The sequence below is a fragment of the Arthrobacter sp. 3Tela_A genome (assembly GCF_049311025.1).
Lineage (GTDB): Bacteria > Actinomycetota > Actinomycetes > Actinomycetales > Micrococcaceae > Arthrobacter_B.
The window spans coordinates 1-24,620 of the sequence record NZ_JAXIOM010000056.1 but is presented as its reverse complement, the minus strand read 5'-3'; the positions used below and the strand labels follow the sequence as shown (position 1 = coordinate 24,620).

Annotated in this window: 23 protein-coding genes; 20 read left to right on the top strand and 3 right to left on the bottom strand. The window is 65.5% G+C overall.

The features are described 5' to 3' along the window. Positions 1-125: 125 nt before the first annotated feature. Complete coding sequence (locus TVC13_RS14680; protein ID WP_422401924.1) at positions 126-1,454, top strand: GAF domain-containing protein; 1,329 nt, start codon at positions 126-128, stop codon at positions 1,452-1,454. Here TVC13_RS14680 and TVC13_RS14675 read toward each other — a convergent pair. Further along, the gene (locus TVC13_RS14675) at positions 1,451-3,112 is read right to left on the bottom strand and encodes a DHA2 family efflux MFS transporter permease subunit (RefSeq protein WP_422401923.1); all 1,662 of its coding nucleotides are present in this window, start codon (positions 3,110-3,112) and stop codon (positions 1,451-1,453) included. The genes TVC13_RS14680 and TVC13_RS14675 overlap by 4 nt on opposite strands. Positions 3,113-3,303: 191 nt before the next feature. Here TVC13_RS14675 and TVC13_RS14670 point away from each other — a divergent pair, with 191 nt between their 5' ends. From TVC13_RS14670 to TVC13_RS14630, 9 genes are all read left to right on the top strand, one after another. After that, complete coding sequence (locus TVC13_RS14670) at positions 3,304-4,827, top strand: aldehyde dehydrogenase family protein (protein WP_422401922.1); 1,524 nt, start codon at positions 3,304-3,306, stop codon at positions 4,825-4,827. A 59-nt stretch (positions 4,828-4,886) separates the two neighbouring features. After that, positions 4,887-5,906 carry an alcohol dehydrogenase AdhP gene (adhP, locus tag TVC13_RS14665; protein ID WP_422401921.1) on the top strand — a complete coding sequence of 340 codons (1,020 nt, stop codon included), beginning with the start codon at positions 4,887-4,889 and terminating at the stop codon, positions 5,904-5,906. Then, entirely contained in the window at positions 5,906-6,310 is a 405-nt protein-coding gene (locus TVC13_RS14660; RefSeq protein WP_422401920.1) for a DUF779 domain-containing protein, read from the top strand. Before adhP ends, TVC13_RS14660 begins: the two co-directional genes overlap by 1 nt. 104 nt (positions 6,311-6,414) lie before the next feature. Beyond that, positions 6,415-6,798, top strand: coding sequence for a YtxH domain-containing protein (locus tag TVC13_RS14655; RefSeq protein ID WP_422401919.1), 384 nt, complete (start codon positions 6,415-6,417; stop codon positions 6,796-6,798). Positions 6,799-6,930: 132 nt separating this feature from the next. Beyond that, positions 6,931-7,542, top strand: coding sequence for a TetR family transcriptional regulator (locus tag TVC13_RS14650; RefSeq protein WP_422401918.1), 612 nt, complete (start codon positions 6,931-6,933; stop codon positions 7,540-7,542). Positions 7,543-7,578: 36 nt separating this feature from the next. Further along, positions 7,579-10,200, top strand: coding sequence for an MMPL family transporter (locus tag TVC13_RS14645; RefSeq protein WP_422401917.1), 2,622 nt, complete (start codon positions 7,579-7,581; stop codon positions 10,198-10,200). 118 nt (positions 10,201-10,318) lie between these two features. After that, positions 10,319-10,618 (top strand): DUF4193 domain-containing protein, encoded by a 300-nt coding sequence (locus TVC13_RS14640; protein WP_422401925.1) that lies wholly within the window; start codon positions 10,319-10,321, stop codon positions 10,616-10,618. Between the two features lie 100 nt (positions 10,619-10,718). Next, on the top strand, positions 10,719-11,342 hold the full coding sequence (locus TVC13_RS14635; RefSeq protein WP_422401916.1) for a nucleotidyltransferase family protein: 624 nt from the start codon (positions 10,719-10,721) through the stop codon (positions 11,340-11,342). Positions 11,343-11,524: 182 nt separating this feature from the next. Then, on the top strand, positions 11,525-12,712 hold the full coding sequence (locus TVC13_RS14630) for a TerC family protein (protein ID WP_422401915.1): 1,188 nt from the start codon (positions 11,525-11,527) through the stop codon (positions 12,710-12,712). A 73-nt stretch (positions 12,713-12,785) separates the two neighbouring features. On the opposite strand, the gene TVC13_RS14625 is transcribed toward TVC13_RS14630, so the two are convergent. Beyond that, a complete protein-coding gene (locus tag TVC13_RS14625; RefSeq protein WP_422401914.1) occupies positions 12,786-13,739 on the bottom strand; it encodes an alpha/beta hydrolase in 954 nt (317 codons plus the stop codon). Between the two features lie 206 nt (positions 13,740-13,945). Between TVC13_RS14625 and TVC13_RS14620 the strand changes: the two genes are divergently transcribed. The 7 genes from TVC13_RS14620 (at position 13,946) to TVC13_RS14590 (ending at position 20,532) form a co-directional block, all read left to right on the top strand. Continuing rightward, positions 13,946-14,890: a 3-carboxyethylcatechol 2,3-dioxygenase gene (locus TVC13_RS14620; protein ID WP_422401913.1), complete on the top strand. Its 945-nt coding sequence runs from the start codon at positions 13,946-13,948 to the stop codon at positions 14,888-14,890. After that, a complete protein-coding gene (locus TVC13_RS14615; RefSeq protein ID WP_422401912.1) occupies positions 14,887-15,753 on the top strand; it encodes an alpha/beta fold hydrolase in 867 nt (288 codons plus the stop codon). Before TVC13_RS14620 ends, TVC13_RS14615 begins: the two co-directional genes overlap by 4 nt. Before the next feature lie 5 nt (positions 15,754-15,758). Next, complete coding sequence (locus TVC13_RS14610; RefSeq protein WP_422401911.1) at positions 15,759-16,577, top strand: 2-keto-4-pentenoate hydratase; 819 nt, start codon at positions 15,759-15,761, stop codon at positions 16,575-16,577. Beyond that, entirely contained in the window at positions 16,570-17,022 is a 453-nt protein-coding gene (locus TVC13_RS14605; RefSeq protein WP_422401910.1) for a nuclear transport factor 2 family protein, read from the top strand. The genes TVC13_RS14610 and TVC13_RS14605 overlap by 8 nt, the downstream gene beginning before the upstream one ends. Next, on the top strand, positions 17,019-17,774 hold the full coding sequence (locus TVC13_RS14600) for an HpcH/HpaI aldolase family protein (protein ID WP_422401909.1): 756 nt from the start codon (positions 17,019-17,021) through the stop codon (positions 17,772-17,774). The genes TVC13_RS14605 and TVC13_RS14600 overlap by 4 nt, the downstream gene beginning before the upstream one ends. After that, on the top strand, positions 17,771-19,426 hold the full coding sequence (locus TVC13_RS14595; RefSeq protein ID WP_422401908.1) for a bifunctional 3-(3-hydroxy-phenyl)propionate/3-hydroxycinnamic acid hydroxylase: 1,656 nt from the start codon (positions 17,771-17,773) through the stop codon (positions 19,424-19,426). Before TVC13_RS14600 ends, TVC13_RS14595 begins: the two co-directional genes overlap by 4 nt. A 110-nt stretch (positions 19,427-19,536) precedes the next feature. Beyond that, entirely contained in the window at positions 19,537-20,532 is a 996-nt protein-coding gene (locus TVC13_RS14590) for an ABC transporter substrate-binding protein (RefSeq protein WP_154578326.1), read from the top strand. Positions 20,533-20,602: 70 nt separating this feature from the next. Here TVC13_RS14590 and TVC13_RS14585 read toward each other — a convergent pair whose 3' ends face one another. Next, positions 20,603-21,022, bottom strand: coding sequence for a hypothetical protein (locus tag TVC13_RS14585; RefSeq protein ID WP_422401907.1), 420 nt, complete (start codon positions 21,020-21,022; stop codon positions 20,603-20,605). Between the two features lie 316 nt (positions 21,023-21,338). On the opposite strand from TVC13_RS14585, the gene TVC13_RS14580 reads away from it, so the two are divergent. The 3 genes from TVC13_RS14580 to TVC13_RS14570 all read left to right on the top strand — a co-directional run bounded on the left by TVC13_RS14580 (position 21,339) and on the right by TVC13_RS14570 (position 24,541). Then, complete coding sequence (locus TVC13_RS14580) at positions 21,339-22,076, top strand: GAF and ANTAR domain-containing protein (protein ID WP_422401906.1); 738 nt, start codon at positions 21,339-21,341, stop codon at positions 22,074-22,076. Further along, positions 22,073-23,125, top strand: a complete 1,053-nt coding sequence (locus tag TVC13_RS14575) for a Gfo/Idh/MocA family protein (RefSeq protein ID WP_422401905.1) — start codon at positions 22,073-22,075, stop codon at positions 23,123-23,125. The genes TVC13_RS14580 and TVC13_RS14575 overlap by 4 nt, the downstream gene beginning before the upstream one ends. Positions 23,126-23,209: 84 nt before the next feature. Further along, positions 23,210-24,541 carry an MFS transporter gene (locus tag TVC13_RS14570; protein ID WP_422401904.1) on the top strand — a complete coding sequence of 444 codons (1,332 nt, stop codon included), beginning with the start codon at positions 23,210-23,212 and terminating at the stop codon, positions 24,539-24,541. Positions 24,542-24,620: the final 79 nt, after the last annotated feature.

The following is a 24,620-nucleotide window of genomic DNA, read 5'->3' as shown; positions in this document are numbered from 1 at the left end:
CTAGGCTGGTGGGGTCGGATTTGTGTATAAGAGCCAGGCCGCTGTCTGCCCGGGACCAGTGGTGCAGAACAGGCATCCGCACCCCGGTATGAACGGTCTCCTTATCAACGCAGATAGGTTGGACGGTGCGGCAGTCTTCCAGTGCTCTGCAGGGCAGGGTCTTCCGGAGCCCTGAAACACTTCAGCGGGATGCCTGGCGGGCTCACGAAAGCCTGCGTTCCCAGGGGGAAGTCCTCGACGTACTCCGCCCCGGAGTCCGCGAATCCTGGCAGCGGTCCCTGCGGCACCACCCTGATCCCGACGCCGCCAGATCCGCCCTGGTCCTTGAAGGCGCCGAGCTGGCTGCGTACCGGCAGTCGCATCCGCTGGCCTCCATCATGCCCGTGATACAACGGCTTCTGGTGGAGCCGGGCCGGGATACCGGGCTGCTGGTGGCTGTGGGGGACCAGCTGGGCCGGCTCCTCTGGGTGGACGGAGACCCGGAACTGCTGCGCCGGGCTGAGAACATGATGTTTATGCCCGGTGCGGACTGGTCGGAGAACGCCGTGGGCACAAGTGCACCCGGCACGGCGCTGGCCACGGGCCGCAGCGTGCAGATCGCCGGCGCCGAGCATTTCAGTCCCCAGGTGCACCCGTGGTCCTGTACCGCGGTCCCGGTCCAGGATCCGGAATCCGGAAGCGTGCTGGGCGTAGTGGACATCACCGGCAAGGAAGAAGCGGTTGCCGTGCACACCCTGGCCCTGGTTCAAGCGGCCGTAGCGGCGGCCACTGCGCAGCTGCGCGTTGAACGCCTCCAGCTCAGCGGGACACGCCCCGCACGCCGCGGCACGTCCGCCCGGACTCCCCGGCCAAGCCTGTACCAGGACAGCCTGCAGGTCCTGGGGACGGATACCGCAGACCTGTGCGTGGACGGAATCCGGCTGCAGCTCAGCCAGCGGCATTCGGAACTCATGACCCTGCTCGCCCTGCATCCGCGCGGCCTGACCGCAGAAGAACTCGCAGTGCTGGCCTATCCGGAGGAAGCGTCGGTGGGCAGCGTCCGTGCCGAAATGCTGCGGCTGCGCAGGCTCCTCGCCCGTATGTCCTCAGCCCGGATCGTTCCGGAGTCACGGCCCTACCGGCTGCCCGCGGACCTGGTGCTCGACGCCGGCCAGGTCCGCGCCTGCCTGTCCCGCGGCGCGCACCGGCTGGCCCTGAATATCTACAAAGGACCCGTGCTGCCGCATTCGCAGGCCCCCGGCATTGTGGAACTGAGACGGGGCCTGAGCGCTGAACTGCGCGAGGCTGTCCTGGGTGAGGCCGGGATCGAGACAGTGCTGCAGTATCTTCGGCTCGACGAAGCAGCGAACGACGCCGAGGCGTGGCGGCTGGCACTGCAGCTGCTGCCTCCGCGCTCCCCGCGCCGGGCGGGCATAGTCGCGGGGCTGCAGCGGATCGAACGGGAGCTGGCCTAGGAGCGGGCTTCTCCGCCCGGCTCCGGGGCCCGCACACCGGCCGGCTCGCCGGCCTGCGGTCCGATGACGGGTTTGATCCGCAGGCTGGTCAGGAATCCGATGAGCAGGGCGCCGGCCGCGATCCAGCCGGCCAGCGAGGCACCGCTGGTCATGGCGTCCCGGGCGGCGTCGGCGATAAACGCAGTCTGTGGATCGGCGGCCAGTGCGGCGATGCTGCCGCCGGAAGTGGCGTTGACCGAATCAACGGCACCGGCCAGCTGGGGCGCGCCGGCCACCGCGTCTGCGACCTGGTTCTCGGTTCCGGTGCGCAGCGTCGTGAAGAACGCCGTTCCCAGGACTGCGATGCCCAGTGCCGAACCGGTCTGCCGGGCGGTGCTCTGCGTGGCGGAACCCTGGCCGCTCTTGGCGAGCGGGACTTCGGCCAGGATCACCGAGGTTAGCTGGGCGGTGGCCAGGCCGACGCCGATGCCGTAGAAGAGCAGGATCGGGGAGGTGAGCCAGGCGGTGCTGTCCGGGCGGATCAGCAGGGCAAGCGCGGCAATGGAGAGGATTTCCAGGGCCAGGCCCATCCGTACCACCACGACCGGGCTGTACTTCCGTGCCAGTGACGCAACGCCGCCGGAGGCGAGGAAGGAGCCGGCAGCCAGGGGAAGCAGGGCAAGGCCGGCTTCGAAAGCGGTGTAGCCCAGCACGTTCTGGAACCACAGCGGAAGGGACAGGATCAGGCCGAATTCGCCGAAGCTCACAATCAGGGCAGTCACGTTGCCGTTGGCAAAGGACGGGATGCGGAACAGGGAGAGGTCCAGGATCACGCCTTTGCCGGCTGCGGTCCGCGACCGCTCAAGCAGTACAAAGCCCACCAGTGCCGCCACGGCCACTGCAAAGGCCACCGGCACGGGGGAGAGGGACCCAACCTGGAACGGTGCGTCCTCGGCGGCGTTCCACCAGCCGTAGCTTCGGCCCTCGATCAGGCCGAAGACCAGTGCACCGAAGCCCAGGATGGACAGCGCGGCGCCACCGAGGTCCAGACGCTGGGCGGCACCGGTAACGGCTTCCGAGGATTCCGCTACGAACAGCAGCAGCCCGGCTACCACCAGCACACCCACCGGAATGTTGATGCCGAAGGCCCAGCGCCAGCTGGCATTCTCGGTTAGCCAGCCGCCCACCAGCGGGCCGATGGCAGCCATGCCGCCAATAGTGGAACCCCAGACCGCGAAGGCAATCCCGCGGTCCCGGCCCTGGAAGTTCGCATTCAGCAGCGCGAGGGTGGTGGGCAGGATCATTGAGCCGCCCAGGCCCTGTATCGCACGCCCCAGGATCAGGACGCCGCCGGATTCGGCGAGTGCGCACAGGACCGAGGCAGCGACAAAGAGAACGACGCCGATCAGCATGATCCGCCGCCGGCCCACCCGGTCCGCAATCCGGCCCCAGGTCAGCAGCAGCGCGGCGAAGAGCAGAGTGTAGATTTCCTGCACCCACTGGATCTCGGTGCTGGAGATCCCGAGGTCCCCGACGATCGACGGTACGGACACGGACACGATGGTGGCGTCCATGATGATCATGGCCACGCCCAGGCTGATGGCGAGCAGGCCCCACCAGCGGTAGCGGAGGTACCGGCTGGGCGGTTCGGTGCCGCTGCCCGGAAGTTCGGAAGTCATTAGCTTTCCTTATATCTCGATTACTAAGAAATTGCCCTAGGTAACCATAAACCCGCTATGGGCGGGCCGCCAGACGGTCCGCGAACGTCCCTGCTACGCAGATGCTACGTCTGCCTGCGTAGTGTTCGGCGCACCGACGGACACGACACCGAGGTCGTGTACCAACGCTCAAAATGAGGAGCAAACAAGTCATGACCGTATACGCGCAGCCCGGACAGGGCGAGGCACTTGTCTCATTCAAGCCCCGCTATGAGAACTGGATCGGCGGAGAATGGGTCGCCCCGGTCAAGGGCGGTTACTTTGAGAACGTTTCACCCGTGACGGGCAAGGTCTTCTGCGAAGTGGCCCGCGGTACCTCCGAGGACATCGACCTGGCCCTCGACGCAGCGCACAAGGCAGCTCCGTCCTGGGGCAAGACCTCCGTGGCGGAGCGGGCCAACATCCTGAACCGCATCGCCGACCGGATCGAGGAAAACCTCGAGCTGCTCGCCGTCGCCGAAACCTGGGACAACGGCAAGCCGGTCCGGGAAACGCTGGCAGCGGACATGCCGCTGGCCGTGGACCACTTCCGGTACTTCGCCGGGGCCATCCGCGCCCAGGAAGGCACCCTCTCCCAGATCGATGACAACACCACGGCGTACCATTTCCACGAGCCGCTGGGCGTCGTGGGCCAGATCATCCCGTGGAACTTCCCCATTCTGATGGCCACCTGGAAGCTTGCGCCGGCGCTCGCCGCAGGCAACGCCGTCGTGCTCAAGCCTGCAGAGCAGACCCCGGCGTCCATCCTGGTGCTGGCCGAACTGATCGCTGACCTGCTGCCGGCCGGCGTCCTGAACATCGTCAACGGCTTCGGGGTGGAGGCCGGCAAGCCGCTGGCGTCCTCCAAGCGGATCCGCAAGATCGCCTTCACCGGTGAAACCACCACCGGCCGCCTGATCATGCAGTACGCCAGCCAGAACCTGATCCCGGTGACGCTGGAACTGGGCGGCAAGAGCCCGAACATCTTCTTCGGCGATGTAGCTGCCCGGGATGACGCGTTCTACGACAAGGCGCTGGAGGGCTTCAACATGTTTGCCCTGAACCAGGGCGAAGTCTGCACCTGCCCGTCGCGTGCCCTGATCCAGGACTCCATCTACGACTCCTTTATGTCCGATGCCCTGGCCCGCACCGCAGCCATGGTGCAGGACAACCCGCTGGACACCAACACCATGGTGGGAGCGCAGGCTTCCAACGACCAGCTGGAAAAGATCCTCTCCTACATGGACATTGCCGGGCAGGAAGGCGCCAAAGTCCTCGCCGGCGGAAAGCGCAACATGCTCGACGGCGACCTGGCCGGCGGCTTCTATGTTGAGCCCACCGTCTTTGAAGGCACCAACAACATGCGCATCTTCCAGGAAGAGATCTTCGGGCCGGTGGTATCGGTGACCCGGTTCTCCGACTACGGCGAGGCGCTCTCCATTGCAAACGACACCCTCTACGGCCTGGGCGCAGGCGTCTGGTCCCGGGACGGCAACACGGCCTACCGTGCCGGGCGGGATATCCAGGCCGGGCGCGTCTGGGTGAACAACTACCACGCCTACCCTGCGCACGCGGCGTTCGGCGGCTACAAGTCCTCCGGCATCGGACGCGAGAACCACGCCATGATGCTGGACCACTACCAGCAGACCAAGAACCTGCTGGTCAGCTACGCCGAATCCAAGCAGGGCTTCTTCTAGACAGCCCGGTTCCACCTGCCAGTCCCCCCAGCAGGACCACCCCAAACAAGGAGATCGACATGGAACACATGCAGGCCGCAGTCGTAAACACCCTGGGTGAACCGCTCACCGTAGGAGATAACGATGTTCCGACCCCCGGGCCGGGGCAGGTCCTGGTCAAGCTCATGACAACCGGGGTCTGCCACACGGACCTGCATGCTGCCCAGGGGGACTGGCCGGTGAAGCCCAGCCCGCCCTTCATTCCCGGGCATGAAGGGGTGGGCCGCGTAGTGTCGCTCGGCGAAGGTGTGACCGAGCTGAAGGAAGGGGACATAGTGGGCAACGCCTGGCTGTGGTCCGCCTGCGGGGTCTGCGAGTACTGCCGCACGGGCTGGGAGACTCTGTGCGAGCAGCAGCAGAACGGCGGTTACAGCGTCAACGGGTCATTCGGGGAGTACATGCTGGTGGACGAGAAGTTCGCGGCCCACATTCCCGAAGGTGCGGATCCGGTGGAGGTGGCACCCGTTCTCTGCGCCGGCGTCACGGTCTACAAGGGGCTGAAGATGACCGAGGCCCGGCCGGGACAGTGGGTCGTCATTTCCGGTATCGGCGGGCTGGGGCACGTCGCCGTGCAGTACGCCAAGGCAATGGGGCTGCGGGTCGCGGCCGTGGACATCGCCGAGGACAAGCTGGCGCTGGCACGCGAATTCGGGGCCGAGGTCACGGTCAATGCCTTGAACGAGGATCCGGTCGAGGCAATCCAGGCACAGACCGGGGGAGCCCACGGCGTGCTGGTCACGGCCGTGCATCCCTCAGCCTTCGGGCAGGCCATCGGGATGGCCCGCCGGGGCGGAACGATCGTCTTCAACGGCCTGCCGCCGGGGGACTTCCCGGCACCGATCTTCGACATCGTGCTCAAGGGCCTGACAATCCGCGGTTCGATCGTCGGCACCCGCCAGGACATGGTTGAGGCCCTGGACTTCTACGCCCGCGGCCTCATCCACCCGAAGGTCTCGACCCGTCCGCTGGAGGACATCAACGACGTCCTGGACGAACTTGCCGCCGGCCGGATCGACGGACGGGTGGTGGTCCAGTACTGATGGACCAGGTCACAGGACAAGTCCTGAATGCTGCGCCGGCCCTGCCCGGGGAGACATCTTCCCGGGTGGGGCTGACGCCCGCCGCACAGGCCCTGCTCAGGGCCTTGAAGCAGCAGCACGGGCCGCTGATGTTCCACCAGTCCGGCGGATGCTGCGACGGCTCCTCGCCCATGTGCTATCCCGAGGGGGACTTCATCACCTCCGAAGCAGACGTGCTGCTGGGTGTCTTCGACCTGGACGGCGAGGACATCGGGTTCTGGATGTCCGCCGAACAGTTTGAGTACTGGAAGCACACGCACCTTACGGTCGACGTCGTGACCGGCCGGGGGAGCGGATTCTCCCTGGAAGCTCCGGAAGGAAAACGTTTCCTGATCCGGTCCAGGCTCCTGGATGTGCCCGGATAGGCCTCAAGTAGTAAGGTTGCTGTTTAATCCCTTTCCGGCCGCTGGCCGGAAAGGATTGGACGGTACATCATGATGCCTCGAGCGGGGCGGGAATGAGGAACACCATGGTTAAGAAGATGACTTTTCTGGCAGGGATCGGTGTCGGCTACCTGATTGGTTCCAAGGCCGGCCGGGAGAAGATTATGTCCCTGTGGAACGACCCCAAAGTGCAGGACACCGTAAGCCAGGGCACTGACTGGGCAAAGGAAAAGGTTCCGGGACTGCAGGAAAAGGTCACCGGCGCCGCCAAGGACGCTGCCTCCTCGGCTAAGGATGCTGCCGCGCACGCAAAGGACAGCGCCTCCGGCGGTGGCTCCGGAGCGCCGTCTTCGGGCAGCTCCAACGGTTCGTCCACGGTTGCGGGAACGGCCAATCCGGCCGACCGCTCCCACACCTCCGGCGGCGGATCCACAATGGACCCGGCACGTCCCCAGCCCGACGGCCGCTAGTACATAAACGGGAGCCGAGGCTCCCCTCCAGTGAGATGCCCGCCCAGGAAGCCCGGGGCGGGCATTTCGCTGTGCTGATTTCCGCATTCCGCAAATTTGCCTCTCGTGCAAACTTGCACATAGTGTAGCGATGTGACTGAGCAGCAGGTTTCCCGCAGGGAGCAGAACAAGACGGCGACCCGCCGGGCAATCGCCGATGCCACGCTGGAACTGGTCCGCAGCAAAGGCGCCGGCCAGTTCACCATCGATGACATTGCAGAGGCCGCCGGAATCTCCCGGCGCACCTTCTTCAACTATTTCCCCAGCACCTCCGCGGCCCTCAACGTCGCCATGGAGGACTTCCTGGACGGAGTGCTGGGACACTTCCAGGCCCGTCCGCACGACGAAAACATCGTTGACTCGATGCTCAAGGCCCTCTCCCAGCCCGCTGACCCGGCGAACCTGGCCGTCATGGCGGAGCTTCACGGGCTCGCCGAAGAGCATCCAGACATGGCCCGGGTCCACCTCGAAGCGTGGGACCACGCCGAACACCGCATCGTGGACTCCCTGCGCACCCGTCTGGGGCAGGACACGGACCCGTTCTACACCGGAACGCTCGTAGCCGCCGTCCTGGCGTGCGGGCGCAGCGCATTTGCCGAATGGCAGCGCCGCACCCAGGGCGAGATCAACCCGCAGACCCTGAAGCTGCTCGAAGAACTCTTTACCGAAGCCATCGGATTCCTCCGTGACGGCTTCAGCCGCTAGACCGCATAAACCCGCCCGCTCAAAGAAAGACATTCCATGGCATCCCTGCTTTACCGGCTCGGTAAATTCAGCTTCCGGCACCGCTGGTGGTTCCTGAGCTCCTGGCTCGTGCTGCTGCTCGGCATCGGCGGGGCGTTCGCTGCTTTCAGCGCGCCGACGTCGAACAACTTCACCATCCCCGGTTCAGAAAGCCAGCGGGTCCTGGACGAGCTGCGTGAGCGGGTACCGGATGCCGCCGGCGGATCCGGGCGGATTGTCTTCGAAACCGAATCGGGAGAGGCGTTTACCGAGGCTGAACGCCAGGCTGTCACGGAGACCGTGGCGGAGCTGAACGGCCTGGACTTCCTGAAATCGGTCAGCGATCCCTTCGAAATGCAGGCCCAGCTGGACGGCAGCGGAGAGCAGCTCTCCGCCGGGCAGGCCGAACTGGACGCCGCGCGGGCACAGCTGGAGGCGGGCAAGCCGCAGCTCGACGCCGCCGCAGCGCAGCTGGCTGCCGGCCGCGAGCAGCTTTCGCTGGCGCAGCTGCAGGCTGACCAGCTCGAAGCCGCCGGGCAGGTGCAGCAGGCAGAAGCAATCCGGGCACAGCTCAGTGCGCAGGAAGAGCAGCTGGCTGCCGGCGAAGCGCAGCTTGCCGAACAGCAGGCCGCCTATGACGACGGCGTTGACCAGCTGGCCCAGGGTGAACAGGAACTGCTGGACGCACAGCGCATGGCTGAAGCCACGGACGGGCTGCGGTTCGTTTCCGAAGACGGCGTTACCGCCTTCTCGGAGGTCCAGTTCCAGGAGCAGTCCTACTCCGTCACCCCCGAACAGCGCCAGGAAGTCCAGGACACCGCCAACCGGATCACTGATTCCGGAGTCCAGGTCTTCTACAGCAAGGAAATTGTGGAGGACGTCTCCTCCCTCTTTGGCCCCTCTGAGGCGGTTGGTGTGGCCGTCGCCGCCGTCGTCCTTATCCTGATGCTGGGCACGCTGGTGGCCGCCGGGCTGCCGCTGCTGATGGCGATCGTCGGTGTGGCCGCCGGAGTCGGCACCACCATGGCCCTCACCGGCGTCGTGGAAATGACCTCCATCTCCCCGATGCTGGCGCTGATGCTGGGCCTTGCCGTGGGCATCGACTACTCCCTGTTCATCATCAACCGGCACCGCACCCAGCTGCTGCACGGGATGGAGCTGGAGGAATCCGCCGGCGTGGCCACCGGCACCAGCGGCAACGCGGTGCTCTTCGCCGGTCTGACCGTGGTGATCGCGCTGGCCGCGCTCGCCGTCCCCGGCCTGCCGTTCCTCAGCGTAATGGGACTTGCGGCAGCCGGCACCGTGGCCATGGCCATCCTCGTCGCACTGACGCTGACACCCGCCTTCCTGGGATTCATCGGCAACCGCATCCTCTCGAAGAAGACATGGGCCAAGGCGGGCATCAAACCCCCGGCCGCGCACGCCGCGCTGACGCCCGGGGACCAGGCTGCAGCCGCGGAGCACAAGGAAAACGGCAGCCCGCGGCGCTGGGGCAGGCTCGTCACCAACCACCCCGTAATCACCGTGATCCTCAGCGTGCTGCTGCTCGGCACGATGGCCATTCCAGCCGGCTCGCTGCGTGTGGGCCTGCCCGACGGCGGATCGGAGCCGGTGGACTCCACCGCCTACCAGGCCTACCAGCGGCTGGGGGACAGCTTCGGTGAAGGCATCAACGGACCCGTGATCGTCGTCGGGTACCTTCCGGAGGGGCTCTCGGACAGCCAGGCCTCTGACCTCACCTACGAGGTGGCGGACTCGCTGCGCGAACTTGAACACGTGACCACGGTTGTCCCCGCGTCCACCAGCGATGACGGAACCATGGTTGTTTTCCAGGTCATTCCCGAAGGCGGCCCCGCAGCCGAAGGCACCGAGGACCTGGTCCACACCATCCGCGACGACGCAGGCGAGATCAAGGATGCCACCGGCGTCGAGATCGCCATCACCGGTCAGACCGGCATCAACATTGACGTCTCGGACAAGCTGATGGACGCGATGCCGGTGTACCTGCTGATTGTGGTGGGCCTGTCCCTGGTCCTGCTGCTGCTGGTCTTCCGCTCCGTCCTGGTGCCGCTGATCGCCACCGGCGGTTTCCTGCTCTCCCTGGCCGCCAGCTTCGGCGCCGTCGTCGCGATCTACCAGTGGGGCTGGCTGGGCAGCGTCTTTGACGTGCACAACCCCGGAGCGGTGCTGAGCTTCCTGCCAATCATCCTCATCGGTGTGCTCTTTGGCCTTGCCATGGATTACCAGATGTTCCTGGTCTCCGGCATGCGCGAAGCGTATGTGCACGGCGAAGATCCGCGCCAGGCTGTCCGGAGCGGCTTCGACCATGCTTCCCGGGTGGTCACGGCGGCCGCGATCATCATGGTCTCCGTGTTCGCCGGCTTTATCTTCGCCCACCTGACGATGGTCCGCCCGATCGGCTTTGCGCTGGCCATCGGCGTGCTGCTGGACGCCTTTGTTATCCGTATGACCCTCATTCCGGCTGTGCTGCACCTGCTCGGCAAGTCTGCCTGGTGGATTCCGAAGTGGCTGGACCGGATCCTGCCCGATGTGGATGTTGAAGGGGCCAGGCTGATGGGCCGGACGCAGGCTGCTGAAGCAGGCAAAGCGGAGCAGGAGCTTGCTTCGGCTGGACGGTGAGCCGAAATGTGTCACACTTGTTGCGCTTCTGACCTGCTCAGCAGGCAGTACCGGTTACCATCGGGGTGCACTGTCCCGACCCACACCCCCCACCAAGCATTGGAGAGTGAGCCTGAATATGGCTACTGATTACGACGCACCGCGCAAGGTCGAAGAGGATGCCGGAACCGCCTCAATCGAAGAGCTTCAGGCCCGGCGGAGCGACAAGCAGTCAGCCGTAGTGGACGTGGACGAGTCGGAGGCTGCCGAAGCCTTTGAACTTCCCGGCGCGGACCTCTCCAGCGAAGAACTGCTGGTCCGGGTTGTCCCGGCGCAGGAGGACGAGTTCACCTGCGGCTCGTGCTTCCTGGTCCGCCACCGGTCCCAGTTTGCCGTTGAAAAGGACGGCACCAAGTACTGCAAGGACTGCGAGGGCTAAGCAGCTCGGCCGCCCAAAGGCCTTAACCACAACCGCCGCTCCCGGTGAATCCGGGGGCGGCGGTTGTGGTTAAGGGCGGCGGTGTGGTTTTGTTCGGTGCATGGTCAGTGCAGTCCTCTTGGCAGCTGGGGCAGGGGTCCGGCTGGGCCGCGGCCCCAAGGCGCTGCTGCCCTACCAAGGCCGCCCTCTGGTGGAACACCTGTCCGCCGAGCTGCGCCGCGGGGGCTGCGCCCGCGTCATCGTGGTCCTGGGGGCAGGATCCGCACGGGTGCGTGCAGAGGCAGACCTCGCCGCATCACACGTGGTCGTTAACCCGGACTGGGAGACCGGCATGGGGTCCTCCTTCAGGGCCGGCATTGCTGAAGCCACGGCGCTGGCGCCCGGGGAACCGGTACTCGTGGCGCTGGCCGACCAGCCGGGGCTGAATGCTGAGATTGTTGCCCGGCTGATTGCCCGCTCCGCGCCGGCCCGCGTCTCCTGTGCGGCCTACCGCCTGCCCGGCGGCAACCTGATGCGGGGACATCCCGTGCTGTTCGCCCCGCAGCTGGCCCGGGCGGCCGCTGCCGGGGCGCTGGGTGATTCCGGTGCACGCTCTTTCCTCGCTGCGCATCCGGGGCTGGTGGACCTGGTCGAGTGTGGTCCGGAAACCGACGGACGGGACATCGACACACCGGAAGACCTGGCGCTGCTGGACAGCCGGCGCATGCACGGGCCGGAGGAATAGGCCGTGTCCGTCGCAGCCCGCAGTGCGGATCGGGTAGAGTTGACGGTTCGTAGGGGAGTATCCACCCACGCTGAACCTCGTCAACACGTAGGGCACCGACGCCCGGCCGGGGCCAGCGGGCAGCCAGAGGCTGCCGGAGAGACTTGCGGTCCCTTGGCGTACCCTACGAAAGCAGAGACACCATGACAGTTTCCCCCCTGATTTGGGGCGTGACGATCGTCGTCATCCTCGGCCTGCTGGCCTTTGACTACTTCTTCCACATCCGCAAGGCGCACATCCCCACGCTGAAGGAAGCGGCCATCTGGTCCTCCATTTACGTGGGACTGGCCGTCGTCTTCGGCATCCTGGTGCTCGTCTTTGGCGGGGTCACCATGGGCGGTGAGTACTTCGCGGGGTACATCACGGAGAAGGCTCTCTCCGTTGACAACCTGTTTGTCTTCCTGATCATCATGGCGTCCTTCCGGGTGCCCCGCGAGGACCAGCAGAAGGTCCTGCTCTTCGGCATTGTCTTCGCCCTGATCGCCCGTACCGGATTCATCTTCCTGGGCGCAGCGCTGATTAACTCCTTCTCCTGGGTGTTCTACCTGTTCGGTCTGATCCTGCTGATCACCGCCGGCAACCTGCTCAAGCCCGAAGACAGCGAGAAGGATGAGGCGAACAACTTCATCATCCGGATTGCCAAGCGCGTGCTGCCCACCACCGATCACTACGACGGCGACAAGCTGATGACTGTGGAGAACGGCAAGAAGGTCCTGACCCCCATGCTGCTGGTCATGGTGGCGATCGGCGGAACGGACATCCTCTTCGCGCTGGACTCCATTCCGGCAATCTTCGGCCTGACCCAGAACACCTTCATTGTCTTCACCGCCACGGCGTTCTCCCTGATGGGCCTGCGCCAGCTCTACTTCCTGATCGACGGCCTGCTTGACCGCCTGATCTACCTCTCCTACGGCCTGGCAGCCATCCTCGCTTTCATCGGCGTCAAGCTGGTCCTGCACGCGCTGCATGAGAACACCCTGTGGTTCATCAACAACGGCGAGCATGTGGAAGTGGTCGAGGTCAGCACCGGCCTGTCGCTGAGCGTGATCATCGGCGTCCTTGTAGTCACCGTCATAGCCTCGCTGGTCAGCCCGGCCGGCAAGGCACAAACCGCCGTGAACAACGCACGCCGGCACGCCAACGACTACCTGGACCTCTCCTACACCTCGGATGAGTCCGAGCGGGAGCGCATCTACCGTGCCCTCTGCGACGAAGAGAAGCAGATCCTGCAGATGGACAAGAAGTACCGGGACAAGGTCAAGGACATCGAGGACATCCGTGCCGAGGTAGCCCGCGCCCATGAGGAGCATGCCCGCTACTCCAGCAAGTAGCTGATTCCGCTCAAAAAGCCCTCCGCAGCCATCGTGCTGCGGAGGGCCTTTTTGGCTTAACTTTTTGGCGTAACTAGGCATCAGTCCTGAGCCGGCGCCGCAGCCAGCCGGTCCTTGCGCCGAGGGTTGCTTCAGAGAGGGCGCTCTCCGGAACGAGCTGGTCATAGCGGTGGAAGCCGCCGGCCCACAAATGCAGCTCCGTGTCATTGCCGGACTCCCAGAGCCTGCTCGCATACGCCACCGTCTCATCCCGAAAGACCTCCGCGGTCCCGCATTCAAGGAAGGTGGGCGGGAGTCCGGAAAGATCCGCTGCACGGGCCGGGGCAGCGTAGGCAGAGACCGTGCCCTGTGCCCGGGCGGGACCCAGCAGGGAATCCCAGCCGAAGGTGTTCGCCGTCCGGTCCCATCCGCCGGTGCCCTCGAACTGACGGGCTGAAACTGATGAGTTCCGGTCATCGAGCATCGGGCTGAGCAGCAGCTGCCCGTCGATGCGGGGCCCGCCGCGGTCCCGGGCCATGAGAGCAAGCCCGGCTGTGATGCCCCCGCCGGCGCTCTGCCCGGCTATGAAGAGCTTTTGTCCCCGAGCCGTTTCCCGGGCGGCCCACTTCAGGGCTGTATAGGCGTCCTCCCGCGGGGTGGGGTCTGGGTGTTCCGGCGCGAGCCGGTATTCAACAGTGACGAGCGTGGCGTCGAACTCATCCACCCACTTCAGGAACGGGGTAATTCCGCTCCACCGGTCACCGGCCACCATTCCGCCGCCGTGGGTGTGGAAGATGACCGGGCCCGCAGGCGCGCTGCCGCGATGAAGCACCGAGACGGGCACGGCTGCGCCCGCGTTTGCCGGAACAAGTTCGTCACGGCGGTGGAAGCGTTCCAGCTGCTCCAGGACGGCGGGTCCGGTGGAGGCCGCCTGCCGGAGCGCGGCGAGGGATCCGGTGCCGGCGGATGAGGTCCCGCCCGGATGTCTGGCCTGGAAGACCGGGGCAATCTCGTGGTCGTAGGGAGGCGGAACCAGCTTTGTGCTCATGTATTTCCTTTGCTGACGGGAGACGGCGGACCGCCTCTTGCGCCTGTCATTTCGGGCCTGGGGTACTTTGTGACGCCGATTACACAGACCCTCTAGCCAGATGTGATTGAACTCACTAGAATCCTTATTCTAGACGAGGCAATCAAGAAAGCCTCTGCTCTTGTACCCAGATTCGTAAGGCCCCCGGGCCTGAAGGGAATTCCCAAATGACTCTTGCAGTGGCCGCAATGTCCCATGCCCCCTCCTTCGGAAATGTGGATCCGGGCGGGACCGTGTTTGCCGAGATCAACTCGGCCATTGACGAGGTCCGCGACTTCGTGGAGGACTTCGCTCCGGACATCACCATCGCCCTGGGTCCGGACCATTTCAACGGCGTGATGTACGAGATGATGCCGCCCTTCTGCGTAGGTGCGCAGGCAACAGGAGTGGGTGACTGGGGTACCGCGGCCGGTCCGCTTCCGGTAGACAGCGACGCAGCGCGGGAGCTGCACCGGCTCATTCTCGAAGACGGAATCGACATTGCCCGCTCAGAGCGGCTGCAGGTTGACCATGGTGTCCTGCAGCCCCTGGAGTTTGTGTACGGACACGGGTTCACCAACCCCTTCGTGCCGATCTTCGTGAACTCCGTCGGACTTCCCCTCACACCCATGAACCGCGTCCGCCTTTTCGGTGAAGCCGTGGGACGCGCAGCCGCCAAGCTGGACCGCAAGGTCCTGATCTTTGCCTCCGGGGGTCTCTCCCACAACCCGCCCATTCCCGTCTGGGACGGCGCTCCGGAAGAGGTCCAGGAACGCCTTATCCATTTCGAGATGACCCCGGAACAGCGTGACGTCAAGGAATCGACCATGATCGCCAACATCCGCAAGTTCGCAGAGGGCAAAGCCACCACACAGCCCCTGAACGCCGAGTGGGACAACAAGGTCCTGGACGCCTTCCGTGCAGGCGACCTTTCCGTGGTGGATTCCTGGACCAACGAGTGGTTCCACGCCGAGGGTGGCAGCGGCGCCCACGAGGTCCGCACCTGGATCGCAGCATTCAGTGCGCTGGCCACGGCCGGCAGCTACAGCTTCGCAGTGGACCGTTACTGGCCGGTGGAGACCTGGGGTGCGGGCTTCGGCGTTGTGGCCGCCAAGACGGACGGCCCTTCGTGAGCTGGGAAATGCGGACGCTGTGGCAGGAGATCGGTGACCTGCCGCACCAGCTCCGTTACGTCGACGTGGGGGGCTGCCGTACCCGTGTGCTGAGTGTTGGCCAGGGAAAAGACACGATCGTCCTGATGGCAGGCACGAGCGGACACCTGGAAGCCTTTACCCAGAACATCCGTGCTCTGGCGGGGGAATACACCGTCCTTGCCTACGACTATCCCGGACACGGGTTCTCGACCCTCGCCGGCGCCGACCTTGAGATTCCGGACTACGAACAGCATCTGCTTGGTCTGCTGGACGAACTCGGTCTGGACCAGGTGCACCTGTGCGGCGAATCGCTGGGCGGCTGGATTGCCCTGAAGTTTGCCCAGAAGCACGCGGACCGGGTCAAGACCCTGATTCTCAGCGCGCCCGGCGGGCAGGTCATGCCTCCTTCGGCGATCGGCAAGACACGATCCGTCAGCCGCAACGCCGTCGAGGACCCGACCTTCGAGAACGTCAAGGCCCGGCTGCAGGTGGTCATCCATGACCCGGCGCTCATCACCGATGAGCTGGTGCAGATGCGCCGGGCGGTCTACAGCCGCGACGGCTTCGCCAGGTCCATGAGCCACATCCTCGCGCTGCAGAACCCGGAGATCCGCTTCCGCAACCGGGTCACCGTGGAGGACTACGCAGCCCTGACCGTTCCCGCCCTGCTGGTCTGGACTGACCATGAGCCCTCCGGGGGAGTGGAGACCGGTGAAGAATTTTCCGCCGCCATACCGGACGGCGAACTGCTGCTTATCCGCAATGCCGCGCACTGGCCGCAGTGGGAAAACCCCTCGGCCTTTAACGAACGTGCCCTTGATTTCCTCGCCCGAAAGGGGTGACCCGAATGACCGAAACCACAGCTGCCGCCGGCACTGTCCAGATGCTGGCCGACGAACTCTATGAAGCCCGCCGGGCCCTGCGCCCGATCGACTTCATCCGCAACCACCTGGCGGACGGAGACCTCGACGCCGCCTACGCAATATCCGAACTCAACACCGCCCGCCGGGTCCAGGAAGCCGGTCTTCGGCGGGTAGGCCGCAAGGTTGGACTCACCAACCCTATGGTCCAGGCCAAAGCCGGAGTGGACCAGCCGGACTACGGAATCATCCTGGAGGACATGGTTTTCGAGAGCGGAACAGTGCGTCCCCGTTCCGCTTTCATCAAGCCCAAGATCGAAGCCGAGATCGCGTTCGTCCTGAAGGAAGACCTGCTCAGTTCAGACCTGGACAGCATCAAAGCCGCCATCGACTACGTGACACCCGCCATTGAGCTGGTGGACTGCCGCTACCACAACTACGGCATGTCAATCCTGGACACCGTGGCAGACAACGCCGCCTGCGAGGGCGTTGTCCTGGGCGCCGTCCGCAAGAGCTATGAAGAAGTGGACCTGGACGAGGTGGAGATGGTCCTCTACCGCGGGGACGAGGAAGTCACCCGCGGTGTGGGCCGCAATGTCCTGAAGGGCCCGATCAACGCGATTGCCTGGCTGGCCGAAACCTCACTGCGGGTAGGCAAGCCGCTGCTGGCCGGGGAGATCCTGCTCTCCGGTTCCATCGGCATGATCGTGGACTGGGACACGGACGTCACCTACCGGGCCGAGTACTCCCACGGCTTCGGATCCGTCCAGGCCACCCTGAGCACCAAGGAGAACGCAGATGCGTAGGGTTACCCCCGAAATCCGGGCTGAGATCGAACAGCTCGTAGCCGAACACCACTGGCTGCTGGACCACGGACAGGCAGACCAGCTTTACACCCTCTATGCCCCGGACGCAGTTTCCACCGGCCCGCTGGGAACGATGGAGGGCCGCGAGGCCATCAAGGCCTGGGGCGAGCGCCGAATTCAGGTTGATGCCGGGCTCGTCCGGCATTTCTCCGGCGGCACCCGCCTGGCTTTTGTGGACGGCGTCCTCTGCGGGACCACCTACTACATGACCTTCCGAGACAGCCAGCCTGATCCGCTGCTGCCGGCCAGCGTCGGCGAGTTCCGCGAGCAGTACGTGGAGCAGGAGGGCCGCTGGCTGATCCACCGGCGGGAAATCGCCCCGATCTTCGGCGGCGCCAACGCTGCTGCGCACGCACAGCGGCTGGCCGCAGGAGGAAAGCAGTGAGTTCCTCCGCCTCCGTGCCTGTGATTATGCATGTGGCAACTGCCTCGCTTTCAGTGGTGGAAGCCGCGCTCGACGCTGGTTACGACGGGCTCATGATCGACCTGCAGCACGGTGAAGTGGGACTGGAGAACGCCTGCACAATGCTGCGTGCCATTCCCCGCGGCAACGCACACATCTTCGCCCGCGCCGCCGGACTCGAATCCGGCGCGATCGGACGGCTCCTGGACAGCGGCGCCCGCGGCATTGTGGCACCAACCATCGAAACCGCGGATCAGGCCAGCCAGCTCGTCGCCGCAGTGAAGTACCCGCCGCTGGGCCGGCGCAGCCTGGGCCCCAGCCGGCCCGGACTCTACTCCGGTGGGGACTACTGCGCGGCCGGCAACGCCGCCGTCGCAGCGATAGTGCAGATTGAAACCGCAGCCGGCGTGGATGCCGCCGCGGAGATCCTCGCCGTGGAGGGAGTCGACGCCGTCTACATCGGCCCGGCGGACCTCGCGGTCTCCTACGGACTCCCCGGCCGCGCGGACTGGGCCGATGGCCCCGTCGCCGAGGGGATCGAAAAGGTTGCCGCGGCAGCCCGCGCGGCGGGTGTCCGGCTGGGGCTGTACTGCAGCGATCCGGCGTTCGCGGCTGCACAAATCCGCAGCACCGGACTGGACTTCGTTGGCATAGGAATCGACTTGATGTTTATGGGAAAGCAGGCCCGGGCAACCGTGGCAGCCCTGGATGCGGCTTTGGAGGAACAATCATGACGGAACAGGCCGACATCCTGATTATCGGCGCCGGGCCCACCGGCCTCACCCTTGCGAACCTGCTGGGGCAAAACGGCGTCTCGACCGTGCTTATCGAGGCCCGGGACGAGCTGATCGACTATCCCCGCGCCGTCGGCATTGACGATGAATCGCTGCGGGCCATGCAGGGACTGGGGCTCGTGGACAAAGTGCTCGAGCACACCGTCCCGGACCAGCAGATCCGCATCGTCAACGGCTCGGGCAAAGTGATTGCCGGGATCAACCCCACCACCCGCGAGTTCGGCTGGCCCCGGCGCAACGGCTTTGTGCAGCCGCTGGTCGACGCCGTCCTGCTCGACGGGGCACGGCGCTTTGACAGCGTAGATGTGCGGATGGGCACCGAAGCGGTGGACCTGGTCCAGGACAGCGACGGCGTTACCGTCACCGTCCGCTCGCAGGGACAGGAATCCACCATCCGTGCGGCCTACGTTGTGGGCTGCGAAGGCGGACGGTCCTTCACCCGGCAGAAGCTCGGCATCCCCTTCACCGGTGAGACCCGGCAGCAGCGCGGCCTCGTCATCGACGTCGCCAATGATCCGCTCGGCACACCGCACGCAGTCTTCGGCGGCGACCCCAACCGCGGCTACGCCACCCTCAGCCTGCCGCACGGCATCCGCCGCTGGGAGTTTATGCTCCTGGAAGGCGAGGACGATGCGCTGGTTGAAAGCGACGAGTTCCTGCATAAGCTCCTGCGGGACCACGTCGCCGACCCGTCCAAGCTGGAGATCATCCGGCGCCGGGTCTATGAACACCACGCCCGAATCGCTGACCGCTTCCGCGACGGCCGGGTACTGCTTGCCGGCGACGCAGCGCACGTCATGCCCGTCGTTGCGGGCCAGGGCTGGAACTCCTGCATCCGGGACGCGCTCAACCTCGGCTGGAAGCTCACGGCCGTAGTCCGGGACCTGGCCGGCCAGGAGCTGCTGGACACCTACGCCGAAGAACGCCGGGACCACGTCAAGGCCATGGTGGACCTCTCCGTTGGCATGTCCAAAGTGGTGACTAACCGGAGCAAGGTCACCTCGGCCGTGCGGGACAGTGCTGCTGCCGTAATCGACCGCCTGCCCAAGCTCAAGTCCTACATCTCGGGACAGGGTTTCAAGCCGATGCCGAAGTACACCAGGGGTGTAGTCCTGACCTCACCGTGGACGGTGTCGAAATCCGTGCCCGTGGAGGACGGTGCTGTTCCCGGAGCAGGAACACTGTTCCCGCAGCCGCGTGTTGAGGGCTCTAGGGGAGCCGGCATCCTGCTGGATGATGCAGTCAGCGCCGGGTGGCGGGTATTTGTCTGGAACAACGACCCGGCAAAGTTCCTCAGCCCGGATACCCAGGCGCGCCTGGTTGACCTGGACGCTTCCCTGGTCCAGCTGGTGCCTTCCGCCCAGCTGAACTGGGCCGCCGCGAATGCAACCGCCGGGGTCACTGTGCTGGGAGACCCTGCAGGGGTACTCAAGTCCTGGTTCCATGCCCGGCCGGTGTCCGCCGTCGTAGTGCGCCCGGACCACGTTATTGCCGCGGAATGCCTCGCCCAGGACCTGGACAGCACACTGCGGACGATCTTCCTGAAGGCGCACCTGCGCCCCGCACGTGAGAGGGCAGCCGCCACCGCCTAACGGTGGCAGCTCCGCCTGCGAAACCAACCACACGCACTGACGAGCGCACCGCGCCGGCCAGCCACGGCCGCCGCACCCGCGTTTCGTTCCCTCAAAGAAGAGAGAACCAGATGAACACCAAGACCACGCGCCTGCTCGGAGCCGGCGCCCTGCTCGCCCTGGCCCTCACCGGCTGTGCTTCAGGCTCCATCTCCGGGGGAGAGAGCACCGCTGCCGCTGCAGGATCCGGCAACTCGGACCTCCGGGACGTGACGATCGGGCTCTTCCCGTCCTCCGCCGTCGGCGCCATCCAGCTCGGTATTGACAAGGGATACTTCGAAGAGGAAGGCCTGAACCTGGAGCTCCTGCTGGGCCAGGGCAGCGCCGCGCAGCTGCCTTCCCTGAGCTCCGGAAGCCTCGACTTTATGCTTGCCAGCCCCACGACGCCGCTGATTGCGACCGCCCAGGGCCTGGACCTGAAGATCATTTCCGGCTATGCGGCCAACCGCCCCGACATCGTGGAGGACTCAGTGTCGGTCCTGGTGGGCCCGGGCTCGGACATCAAGAGCGCGCGGGACCTCGAAGGCAAGACAGTCTCAATCAATGCCCTGGGCAGCATCGGCGAGATCGGCATCCGGGAGGCCGTGGAGCTCGACGGCGGCGACCCGAACAAGGTCACCTTCGTACAGCTTGGCTTCAACGAGGTTGGGGCCCAGCTGGAGAGCGGCCAGATCGACGCCGGTATGGCCGGTCCTCCCTTCATGCAGCAGATCGTTGCCGACGGCGGCAGCGTCATCAGTGACTTCATCCAGGACGCCGACCTGGGCGGGGCAGAGCTCGTGATCGCCTCCAGCGGCGCCCTGACCCGGGATGATCCCGAAGTGATCGAAAGCTTCGTGGCGGCCCTGGACAAGACGCTGGCCTACGCCGAGGAACACCAGGACGAGGTGCGGGCCCTGCTTCCGGATGTCCTGGGCACCTCTCCGGAAGCAGCTGCGAAGACCGACTTCATTGCATGGAGCGCCGAACTGGACGTGGACGCCCTGAAGCAGTTCGCGGATCTTATGGAGAAGCACGGCGTCACGGAGAAACGCCCCGATGTTGAATCCACCGTCTGGACCAAGTAACACCAGCGGGGGGGGGGGGGGGCGGGGGGCCCCCCCCCCCCCCCGCAGCCGTGTCTGTGCCCGTTCGGGGCTAGGAAGGCTCGGGAATCCCTTCATCCTCCATGGACCGGATGAGTGTGTAGAGGGCCTGGCGCAGTTCCAATTCTCCGGCCCGGGCATCGCATTTCCTGCGGACCGCCGCGAGTTCTTCCACCATCGCCGTGCCGGAGGCGGTGCGGGCCCACCTCCCGGGGCGGCGCGGCCGTGCATAACCGGCCCGGTGAAGCGATGCCAGCGCGAACGACGCCTCGTCCAGGCTGAGGTGCGTCAGCTGTGCCACCCTTGCTGCGGGCATTCCCGGAGCATTTAGGGCCTTCAGGACACGGACAGAGCTTTCGGTCAGCTGCAGGTCCGCCAGGAACATGCGGCTGGCTTCGGCTGACAGATGGGCGGCGGCACGTAGCAGGAAGGCGAGTCCTCCGGGGACGGGGGACGGCGAATCAGTGTCCAACGCGCCACCCGGGTGGAGCCCAGTCCGCGGGCACCTCGTGCCCGGCGAAGGTCTCGCATGCCGAGCAGGTGTAGCTCACAACGCCCGGACCGTCGGGGGTGGGAGCGGTGTAGAACTCGTAGATTAGATAGTCGTCAACGCCGCAATGGTGGCAGATCGGCAAGTGCGCCGGCAGGCCCATCGATAACTCCGTAAAGGGGTGCAGAAGCCGTGGCCGCGTCTTGACCGTATCCCGATATCGTAGTATCTAAGCTCTGACACGACAATCGTGGGCGCACAGTGCGGTTCACAGGGGCCCGAAAAGGAACATTGCACTATGGACGACCTGAGGTCTGCGACTGCCACCGCAGCACAGCTGCAGGACCTGCTGATCCACCACGAAGATGTACTGGAGTTTTTGCAGCAGCTGGCCCGGCTCAGCGCCTCTTCCCTCTCCTCCCGGGGCACCGTGTACTGCGGTATCACGCTGCAGCGTTCCCGCGGCCACAGCTATACGGTTGCCAGCAGCGAAAGTGCCGCGCTGGAAATGGATGAAATGCAGTATGCGTTCGACGACGGCCCCTGCCTCCACGCGCTCCGTGTCCACGAGGCAGTGGACGTTCCGGACACCTCCGCCGACGAGCGCTGGCCGGAGTACATGCAGCACGTTGTGGCCCAGGGCATGCGGTCTATCTACGCCGTGCCGCTCACCCTTGAAGGCCATGCCCGGGCAGCGCTGAATCTCTACTCCCGTTCGGAGAACACCTTCGACGAGGACTTCAAGCGGGTTGCGCGCACCTACGCGGAAGAAGCTTCGATGGCTTTGCGGCTGGCCGTGCGGATGTCCCAGCGGGCCACCACAGTGGAGGACCTGCAGACCGTGCTGCAGTCCCGGACAGACATAGACCTGGCGATCGGCATCATCATGGGGCAGAACCGCTGTTCCCAGAGCGAGGCATTCGAAACACTGAAACGCGCCTCCAACAGCCGAAACCTGAAGCTGAAGGTGCTGGCAGGGGAAATCGTGGCCAAGCTCAACGGCGCGCCCGCCGAAACACACTTTCAGACCTCATGAGGGCCGCGGGCCGGCAGGCCGGAGGCAACCGCCTTCGCACCGTTCTTTTTGGCTACGGTCTCGGAGGAAAGGTCTTCCATGCGCCGTTGGTGGAGGCGGATCCGCGGTACTCACTGGATGTGATCGTCACGTCCGACCCGGCCCGTGCGGCAGCGGCCCAAACCGCGTACCCGGCGGCCGCCGTCGTGCCCACGGCTGAAGCTGCCCTGGACCTGGCCGCGGACCTGGACCTGGCCGTCATCAGCACCCCGCCCGCAACGCACACCCCGCTGGCCCTCGCGGCGCTGGAAGCCGGACTCGGCGCCGTCGTGGACAAGCCCTTTGCGCATTCCCCGGAGGCGGCCCGGCAGCTGATGGCCGCGGCAGCGGCAGCAGGGCAGGTGCTGACCGTCTTCCAGAACCGGCGCTGGGACGGGGACTTCCTGACTCTCAAAGGCCTGCTCGAGCGCGGCGAGCTGGGCGCAGTGACCCGTTTCGAGTCGCGGATGGAATCCTTCAAGCCGGCCGTCACCAAAGCCTGGAAACGGGAGGCAGGGGCGCACGACGGCGGCGGAATCCTTTTTGACCTGGGTCCGCACCTGATCGACCAGGCCCTGCAGCTCTTCGGACCTGCCGAGCCTGCCTACGCCGAAATCCGCTCCAGGCGGGAGGCCGGTGGACCCGACGATGACGTGTTTGTGGTCCTGCAGCATGCCTCGGGAGTTCAGTCCCACCTGTGGATGAACTCCCTGGCGCCGCAGCCGGGGGAGAGGTTCCGGGTTACCGGGTCAAAAGCTGCCTGGACCAAGCACGGGGTCGACCCGCAGGAAGCCCAGCTGGACGCAGGGATGCTCCCCGGGGATGCGGGATACGGGGAAGAGGAGCCGGCCGGCTGGGGAGTGCTGGGAACTGCTGCTTCCAATAGCGCTGTGCCCACCGAAGCCGGCCGCTACCAGGACTTTTACGGGGCCCTGGCCGCGGCTGTCCGGGAGGGCGGACCCCTGCCGGTTGACCCGGCGGATTCGCTGCGGGGGCTGGAAATTATACGGCAGATCCATGCCGGAATCTGATTCTCCAGCGGCTGCCGCGTAACCAGCCCGAACCGGCGCGACCGAAATCACGTTGTGGTCCTCATCTCGTTTAGCATTTGAGGAATGCACCTCAAAGACCGGATCGAAGATTCCACCCTGAGCCGGCGGCAAGTCGGAATCATTGCAATTTGTACAGCCCTCTACATGATCGACGGTTTCGACGTCCTGGTCATGGCCTTCAGCGCTTCCGCTGTTTCAGCGGAATGGGACCTCAACGGCGCCGAGCTTGGTTTCCTGCTCAGCGCGGCTCTGGTCGGTATGGCTGTGGGCTCCATTTTTGTATCCACCATCGCCGACGTGATCGGCCGCCAGAAGACGCTGCTGATCGGCGTCTGCGTCGTCGCAGCGGGCATGTTTGCCTCCGTGTTCGCTCCGTCCTATGAGGTGCTGCTGGCCCTGCGCCTGGTCACCGGCGTCGCGATCGGCACCCTTCAGGCCACCATCAACGTCTTCGCCTCCGAGTTCTCCAACGCCAAGCGCCGCTCCACCGCACTGGCAATCGTCAGCATCGGCCAGCCCGTAGGCGGCGTGCTGGGCGGACTGGTGACCGGCGTGCTGATCTCCTCCTTCGGCTGGCGCTCGGCATTCCTCTTCGGTGCCCTTGCCACACTGATCATGATTCCGATGGTGCTCAAGGTGCTGCCGGAATCCATCGATTACCTCTCCGTCCGCCGTCCGGCCAACGCACTGGAACGCATCAACAAGACCCTGCGCAGCATTGGCCAGGAACCGGTGGCGGAACTGCCCGAACCGGCACCGCGCGGCGAGAAGAAATCCCGCTTCGCCGACGTGCTCACCGGCGTGAACGCCCGCCGCACCATCCTGCTCTCCCTGGCGTACTTCATCCTGATGGCCAGCTTCTACTTCGCGAACTCCTGGACCCCCAAGCTGATCACTGCCAGCGGCTTCAGCGCCCAGGACGGCATCAACGCCGGTGTGCTCTTCAGCGTCGGCGCCATCACCGGTGCCGTGGTGCTGGGCGTGTTCGGTGCACGCTATGACATGCGCCGGGTCCTGGCAGTGTTCTTCGTGGTCGGTGCCGCCACCTTCGTGGTGTTCGCCAACTCCACGGAAGGTTCGCTGGGACTGGCACTGTTTGCCGCCGCACTGGTGGGCTTTGGCTCCAACGCCCCGATCGCCGGCATGCTGGCGATTAGCCCCACCTATTACGATTCCGAGGTCCGCGGCACCGCGCTGGGACTGGTGATCGGCATGGGCCGCGTGGGCGCGATTGTCTCCCCGATCCTGGCCGGCGGGCTGATCGACGGGGGATGGACCCCCGGGGACCTGTACTTCCTCTTCGTCATTCCCATGGCTCTGGGCGCCGTCGTCATCTCCATGCTCGGTGCTCCCGTGCTGCGCGGAGCCGCCGCCAAGGTCCCGGTTCCGCACTAAGCTCCATCCGACCACACAGCAAAGGCCGGCAGCCCCCCGGGGGGGCGGGCGGTGGCGGGGGGGGGGGGGGGTCGGGGCG

Coding starts and splice junctions, on each gene's coding strand:
- TVC13_RS14655 (WP_422401919.1), top strand. CDS start 6,415: ATGGTTAAGAAGATGACTTTTCTGGCAGGGATCGGTGTCGGCTACCTG.
- TVC13_RS14595 (WP_422401908.1), top strand. CDS start 17,771: ATGACGGAACAGGCCGACATCCTGATTATCGGCGCCGGGCCCACCGGC.
- TVC13_RS14660 (WP_422401920.1), top strand. CDS start 5,906: ATGGACCAGGTCACAGGACAAGTCCTGAATGCTGCGCCGGCCCTGCCC.
- TVC13_RS14670 (WP_422401922.1), top strand. CDS start 3,304: ATGACCGTATACGCGCAGCCCGGACAGGGCGAGGCACTTGTCTCATTC.
- TVC13_RS14580 (WP_422401906.1), top strand. CDS start 21,339: ATGGACGACCTGAGGTCTGCGACTGCCACCGCAGCACAGCTGCAGGAC.
- TVC13_RS14625 (WP_422401914.1), bottom strand. CDS start 13,739: ATGAGCACAAAGCTGGTTCCGCCTCCCTACGACCACGAGATTGCCCCG.
- adhP (WP_422401921.1), top strand. CDS start 4,887: ATGGAACACATGCAGGCCGCAGTCGTAAACACCCTGGGTGAACCGCTC.
- TVC13_RS14640 (WP_422401925.1), top strand. CDS start 10,319: ATGGCTACTGATTACGACGCACCGCGCAAGGTCGAAGAGGATGCCGGA.
- TVC13_RS14645 (WP_422401917.1), top strand. CDS start 7,579: ATGGCATCCCTGCTTTACCGGCTCGGTAAATTCAGCTTCCGGCACCGC.
- TVC13_RS14620 (WP_422401913.1), top strand. CDS start 13,946: ATGACTCTTGCAGTGGCCGCAATGTCCCATGCCCCCTCCTTCGGAAAT.
- TVC13_RS14605 (WP_422401910.1), top strand. CDS start 16,570: ATGCGTAGGGTTACCCCCGAAATCCGGGCTGAGATCGAACAGCTCGTA.
- TVC13_RS14630 (WP_422401915.1), top strand. CDS start 11,525: ATGACAGTTTCCCCCCTGATTTGGGGCGTGACGATCGTCGTCATCCTC.
- TVC13_RS14570 (WP_422401904.1), top strand. CDS start 23,210: ATGCACCTCAAAGACCGGATCGAAGATTCCACCCTGAGCCGGCGGCAA.
- TVC13_RS14675 (WP_422401923.1), bottom strand. CDS start 3,112: ATGACTTCCGAACTTCCGGGCAGCGGCACCGAACCGCCCAGCCGGTAC.
- TVC13_RS14610 (WP_422401911.1), top strand. CDS start 15,759: ATGACCGAAACCACAGCTGCCGCCGGCACTGTCCAGATGCTGGCCGAC.
- TVC13_RS14635 (WP_422401916.1), top strand. CDS start 10,719: ATGGTCAGTGCAGTCCTCTTGGCAGCTGGGGCAGGGGTCCGGCTGGGC.
- TVC13_RS14575 (WP_422401905.1), top strand. CDS start 22,073: ATGAGGGCCGCGGGCCGGCAGGCCGGAGGCAACCGCCTTCGCACCGTT.
- TVC13_RS14590 (WP_154578326.1), top strand. CDS start 19,537: ATGAACACCAAGACCACGCGCCTGCTCGGAGCCGGCGCCCTGCTCGCC.